The sequence below is a fragment of the Streptomyces sp. NPDC005402 genome, from assembly GCF_040606575.1.
Classification (GTDB): domain Bacteria; phylum Actinomycetota; class Actinomycetes; order Streptomycetales; family Streptomycetaceae; genus Streptomyces.
In genome coordinates this window covers 1-6044 of record NZ_JBEXFB010000068.1, presented here as the reverse complement: position 1 = coordinate 6044, position 6044 = coordinate 1, and the positions used below count along the sequence as shown (strand labels likewise).

General features: G+C 67.9%; 4 protein-coding genes and 3 pseudogenes. 6 read left to right on the top strand and 1 reads right to left on the bottom strand.

The window, feature by feature from the left end; translation table 11 throughout:
- From ABZT02_RS46035 to ABZT02_RS46025, 3 genes and pseudogenes are all read left to right on the top strand, one after another.
- Positions 1-160: pseudogene (locus ABZT02_RS46035) on the top strand (formyl-CoA transferase); the annotation flags it as partial.
- 173 nt (positions 161-333) lie between these two features.
- Positions 334-1725 (top strand): OFA family MFS transporter, encoded by a 1392-nt coding sequence (locus tag ABZT02_RS46030; RefSeq protein ID WP_356029433.1) that lies wholly within the window; start codon positions 334-336, stop codon positions 1723-1725.
- A 1-nt stretch (position 1726) separates the two neighbouring features.
- Positions 1727-3142: an OFA family MFS transporter gene (locus tag ABZT02_RS46025; protein WP_356029430.1), complete on the top strand. Its 1416-nt coding sequence runs from the start codon at positions 1727-1729 to the stop codon at positions 3140-3142.
- A 132-nt stretch (positions 3143-3274) separates the two neighbouring features.
- On the opposite strand, the gene ABZT02_RS46020 is transcribed toward ABZT02_RS46025, so the two are convergent.
- Positions 3275-3952, bottom strand: a complete 678-nt coding sequence (locus ABZT02_RS46020; RefSeq protein ID WP_356029428.1) for a GntR family transcriptional regulator — start codon at positions 3950-3952, stop codon at positions 3275-3277.
- 238 nt (positions 3953-4190) lie between these two features.
- Between ABZT02_RS46020 and ABZT02_RS46015 the strand changes: the two genes are divergently transcribed.
- The 3 genes and pseudogenes from ABZT02_RS46015 to ABZT02_RS46005 form a co-directional block, all read left to right on the top strand.
- Positions 4191-5162 (top strand): 2-dehydropantoate 2-reductase, encoded by a 972-nt coding sequence (locus ABZT02_RS46015; protein WP_356029425.1) that lies wholly within the window; start codon positions 4191-4193, stop codon positions 5160-5162.
- Positions 5163-5209: 47 nt separating this feature from the next.
- Positions 5210-5941 (top strand): annotated as a pseudogene (locus tag ABZT02_RS46010) (molybdopterin dinucleotide binding domain-containing protein); the annotation flags it as partial.
- An 8-nt stretch (positions 5942-5949) separates the two neighbouring features.
- Positions 5950-6044 (top strand): annotated as a pseudogene (locus ABZT02_RS46005) (sulfurtransferase FdhD); the annotation flags it as partial.

Here is a 6044-nt window from a genome sequence, read left to right as displayed (position 1 = left end):
CACGTTCACCACGGTCGGCAACCCCCTCAAACTCTCCGACTCACCCACCACCATCACCACCCCACCCCTCCTCGGCCAACACAACGAAGAGATCTACATCGGCGAACTCGGTCTCGGTGACGAGGAGTTGCGGCTGCTCAGGTCGGGCGGGGTGATCTGACGTGGTGAACCGGAGCCGCGTTCCCAGGCCGCTGGGCGGTGGTCCATGAGGTGAATGAGCACGGGGTCCGGCGGCGGTGCGCGTCGGCGAACCCCGGGATCCGTGCGCGCACGAAAGGAATTTGGACAGGGGGCGCTGGCCAGATCTTTCGACGCAAGGAGTGCTTGAAGACTATGACGACCATCGACTACTCGTCGTCCGCCACCTTCAGGGAGGTGACGGACCGCAACGGCCGCGTGTACCGGATCGGCGAGACCGACCGGCACATCATGGGACGGCCACGATGGACCATGGTGCTCTTCCCGTGGATGGGCATGCTGGGCATCAGTTCCTCGGAGTACGCGTTCACGTCGGCCGAGGACACACTGCACGAGGCGCATCTGTGGAGCAGTGGACACATCTTCTGGCTGATGGGCGTCTGGGTGTTCTTCCAGGCGGCCGTGGCCTTCCCCGCCGGGCAGCTCAGGGAGAGCGGAAAGCTCCCCGCCCGCTACGCGATGATGGTCGGCGCGCTGGGCACGATCCTGGGCTATCTCTCGCTCGCGTTCGCGCCGAACGTGATCGTCGCCTATCTCGGATTCGGTGTGTGCAGCGGCATCGGCGCCGGCTTCGTCTACGCGACCTGCGTGAACATGGTCGGCAAGTGGTTCCCGGAACGCAAGGGCGGCAAGACCGGCATGGTCAACGGCGGTTTCGCCTACGGCTCGGTGCCCTTCGTCTTCCTGTTCACCTCGTACATGGACCTGAGCAACTACCGGGGCGTCCTGGTGACGGTGGGCCTCGTCTGCTGCTCGGTGGTGGCGTTCGCGGGCTGGTTCTTCAAGGACCCGCCGAAGAACTGGTGGCCCCCGCACGTCGACCCGCTGAGGATGACCGACGACCCGAAGATCCGGCGGGCGCTGGAGAAGAACCCGCCGGCCGTCAAGCAGTACACCCCGAGGGAAGCGGCACGCACGCCCGTCCTGTGGATGATGTGGTTCTGCTTGCTGTGCACGGCCGGGATCAACATCTTCGGCATCGCCTTCCAGGTGCCGTTCGGCAAGGACATGGGCTTCGCGGGCGGGATCGTGGCCACGGCGATGTCCCTCAAGGCGATCGTCAACGGCACCGGGCGCGGGGTGATCGGCTGGATCTCCGACAAGTTCGGCCGCCGCAACACCCTGATCATCGTGTGTCTGGTGCTGGGCACCGCCCAGTTCGGTGTGCTGGTCTCCGGCCAGATGGGCAGCATGCCGTTCTTCCTCTTCTGTTCGATGGTCTCCGGCTTCGGCGGCGGCGCGATCTTCCCGCTGTTCGCCGCCATGACGGCCGACTACTTCGGTGAGAACAACAACGCCTCCAACTACGGCATGGTCTACAGCTCGAAGCTCATCTCGGGGCTCGTCGGCTCCGGTGTCGGCTCGATCGTGGTCGGCGCCTGGGACTACCAGGGCGCGTTCGTCCTGGCCGGCTCCATCGGTCTGGCGTCCGCGGTCCTCGCGCTGTTCCTGAAAGCGCCCGGCAGGCCCCGGACCAGCCGTCGGACCGTCCCCAACCCGCAACCGCTCGGCGAGGAAATGGCCTGACATGACGGCAGATCCGTACGCAGCACGCAGCGAGACCGACAAGACCGCACACTCCACCGCCGCACAACGTCCCTACCGAGAAGTGACCGACGCCCACGGCCGCGTCTACCGCGTCGGCGAGACCGACCGGGACATCCTCGGCCACTCACGCAAACTCATGGTGTATCTGCCCTGGCTCACCATGATGGCCATCAGCGTCTTCGAGTACGCGTACGGCTCGGCCGAGGACACGCTGTCCCACGCCCACGGCTGGACGCAGAGCAACACCTTCTGGATCCTCAGTGTCTGGGTCTTCTTCCAGGCCGGAATCGCCTTCCCGGCGGGCTGGCTGCGGGAGAAAGGCGTGCTGACGGCTCGTCAGGCCATGTACATCGGCTCGGGGATGTGCATGGTCGGGTTTCTCGCCCTGTCCCACCTCGACAACGTCCTGCTGGCGATCATGGGATTCGGCGTCATAGGGGGAATCGGCGCCGGACTGGTCTACGCGACCTGCATCAACATGGTCGGCAAATGGTTCCCCGAACGCCGGGGAGCGAGGACCGGGTTCGTCAACGGCGGCTTCGCGTACGGATCACTGCCCTTCATCTTCATCTTCAACTACGGCTTCGACACAGCCAATTACCACCGTGTCCTGGACCTCATCGGCTGCTACATCCTGATCGTGGTCATGGGGTGCGCGTTCTTCTTCAAGGACCCGCCGAAGAACTGGTGGCCCGCGGACATCGACCCGCTCACCCACGGCGGCAGCGGGAACGGGGCCGGCGCTCTCGCCAAGAACCCTCCGGCGGTACGGCAGTACACGCCGAAGGAGGCCGTCAGGACCGGCATGCTTCCCCTCATGTGGATCGCCCTCGTCATGACCGCGGGAGTGTCGATCTTCGGGATCTCCTTCCAGGTCGACTACGCCAAGGAGGTCGGTTTCGGCCCGCTGGTGGCAGCCTCCTCGATGGGTGTCATGGCCGTCGTCAACGGCATCGGGCGCGGCGTGGTGGGCTGGCTGTCCGACAAGTGGGGCCGCAAGTCCACCCTGGTGTTCGTCATCGTCGTCCTGGGTCTCGCACAGTTCGGGGTGATCTGGGCGGGTGACATCAAGAGCGAGTCGCTGTTCCTGGTGTTCGCGTTCCTGTCCGGGTTCGGTGGCGGCGCGTTCTACCCGTTGTTCGCGGCGCTGACCCCGGACTACTTCGGGGAGAACTACAACGCCTCCAACTACGGGCTGGTGTACAGCGGCAAGCTGATCAGCGGCCTGTTCGGCGGCGGCCTCGGCTCGATGGTCGTCGCGGCCTGGGGCTACGACGGGGCGTACGCCCTGGCCGGCGCCACCTCGATGCTCGCGGCGGCGATCGCGTTGCTGCTGCGGCAGCCGGGGCGGCCCCGGAGCGGAGCCTCGGTAGCGCAGCCTCAGGCCGCGGCCTGAGGACAGCGGTTCGCACATCGGGCGGCCCCTCCCCCACGACGTTCGTCGGGGAAAGGGGCCGCCTGATCCGAACGGCCGTTTGAGCCGCCCGAGTCGCCCGCAGGGTGGCCGCGAACCGGCCCGCCCCGTGGGCTACTTCTCGCGGTCGTGGTACATCTTCCGCGTGTGTTCGGTGTGTTGCCGCATGACCGCCGTGGCGCGCTGCTCGTCGCGGGCGGCGATCGCGGCGATCAGTTCACGGTGTTCGATCCAGGACTGGTGGCCGCGCTGCCGGGCGATCGGTGTGTAGTACCAGCGCACCCGGCGGTCCACCTGGGCGGCCAGTTCGGCGAGGACCGAGTTGCCCGCCAACTCCATGACTTTGGCGTGGAGTCGGGCGTTCAGGGCGACCGCGGCATCCACGTCGTCCGCGGCGACCGCGCTCTCCCCCTGCGCGCACAGTTCCTCCAGTACGGCGATTCCGGCGCTGCCCGCGTTCGCGGCGGCGAGCCGGGCCGCCTCGGCCTCCAACAGGGTGCGCACGGTGAGGAGTTGGTCGGCCTCCTCGTCCGTGGGCTCGTGCACGAACGCGCCCTGAGCGGGCCGCAGATCCACCCACCCCTCGGTGTTCAACCGCTGCAACGCCTCACGCACCGGCTGCCGGGACACCCCGAGGTGCCCGGCCAGCTCACTCTCCACAAGATGCTGACCCGGCTGCAACGCACGCGTCGTGATGAGTTCCAACAGCGCGCCGTAGACACGGTCGCGCAGTGGACCGGGGCGCTCGAGCCTGGGCACCGTCCCGTACGGCAGTCCTGTCGTCGGCAACATCGCGGTCCCTCCTGTACAGCGTCGTCGCTGCGGCTGAGAGCCAAGTATGAATTGGCTTTCGCCTACAGTCTACGGCGCACAACCACGATCGCCGCAGCTCGCGCCGGGCCGTAGCGGCAGCTCATGGGGCTTGGTGACGTCACGACTCTTGCTGAGCACTCTCCCCATCCTGTAGACAATATCCAGTCGACAAAGTCGGCAGTTCCTCGGTCACCCTCACCGAACGGAGCTTCCACCCATGAAAGTCGCAGTCCTCGGCGCCGGAGCCATCGGTGCCTACGTCGGCGCGGCACTCCACCGCGCCGGCGCCGACGTCCATCTCATCGCCCGCGGTCCGCATCTCGCGGCCATGCGGGAGCACGGTGTCCAGGTCCTCAGCCCGCGCGGTGACTTCACCGCCCATGTCCATGCCACCGACGACCCGGTCGAGATCGGCCCGGTCGACTACGTCTTCCTCGGTCTGAAAGCCAACTCGTACGCGGCGTGCGGGCCGCTCATCGAGCCCCTTCTCACCGACACCACCGCGGTCATCGCGGCCCAGAACGGCATCCCCTGGTGGTACTTCCACCGGCATGGCGGCCCTCACGACGGTCACCGCATCGAAAGCGTGGACCCGGGCGGCGCGGTCAGTGCGGTGCTCGCACCCTCCCGGGCCATCGGATGTGTCGTCTACGCGGCGACGGAGCTCGAAGGACCAGGTGTGGTACGGCACTTGGAAGGCACCCGGTTCTCCGTCGGGGAGCCCGACCGCAGCCTCTCACCCCGGTGCCAGGCGTTCAGCGAGGCCATGCAGGCCGGCGGGCTCAAGTGCCCGGTGGAACCGGACCTGCGGGACGACATCTGGCTCAAGCTGCTGGGCAACATCTCCTTCAACCCCATCAGCGCGCTGGCCCGGGCCACCATGCGCCAGATGTGCCTGCACGGCGGCACCCGCAAGGTCATCGAGACAATGATGGCCGAGACCCTCGCGGTCGCCGAGGCGCTCGGCTGCACCGTCGGGGTGTCCATCGAACGTCGTCTCGCCGGCGCCGAGCGCGTCGGCGACCACCGCACCTCCACGCTCCAGGACCTGGAGCGCGGCAAGCCCCTGGAACTCGACGTCCTCCTCACGGCCGTCATCGAGCTGGCGGAGATCACCGGTGTGGACGTGCCCACGCTCCGCACCGTGCACGCGCTCTCCGACCTCCTCGCGATCCGGTCCGCCGCATGACGGAACCGGGCACCTACGCCATCGGGGCGGGACCTCGGATCCGGCCGAACGCCGGCAGCGAGGTCCCGATGGCCCATGCGATCGGCCGGGAGATCATCCGGACGGGGCTGGCCGACCGGGAGTTCATCGAGCACTCGACCTCCGGCTTCGAGGAGTACAGGCAGCTCGTCGAGCCGTGGACGGTGTCGCTCGCGGTGAAGGTGACGGGCGTACCGGCCGCTGTGCTGCGGGAGTTGGCGCAGGCCTGCGCGCGCGGTGAGCCGTTCCCGCCATGCGACGGCACTGAGGAGGAGGGGATCCGCGCGCTGATCAATCTGTCGCTGCTCACCGGCGGCGGTCACGGCGATCCGGCACCGCGTGCACCTTTCCACCTGGTCCGGCACGCTCCTCCCGTCGATCTGACGGACGAGGAGTATCCGGTCAGGCTCACCAAGGGGCGCCGTATCGACTCGTACAACGTCCGCCTCCGGAGGGGCGGTTCGGCGTCGTCGCCGCGGCGCGCCGAGTGTGTCGAGCTGGGCCCGGAGGACGCCGAGCGCTACGGCGTGGTGGTCGGCGAGGAAGTGCGGGTCGCGACCCGGCGGGGTGCGACGGCGGCGCCGGTGTGGGTGGATCCGGGGCTGCGGCCCGGTCTGGCGTTCATGACCGGGTGTCCGCCGGACGGAGCGGACGCCAACCGAGGTGCCTCCAGCGCCAGTTGTCCGATCGTGGGGGCCGTGGAGTTCGAGGCCGCCGCGATCCGGATCGAGAAGACGCCCGTCGTGGCGATACGGAACTGAGGCCTGACATGGGACGAGTCACGGAACGACGCAAGGTGATCCGCATCCGCGACGGAGCGATCTCGTCCCGACCGGACACCCTGGTCGCCGAAGAACCACTGGA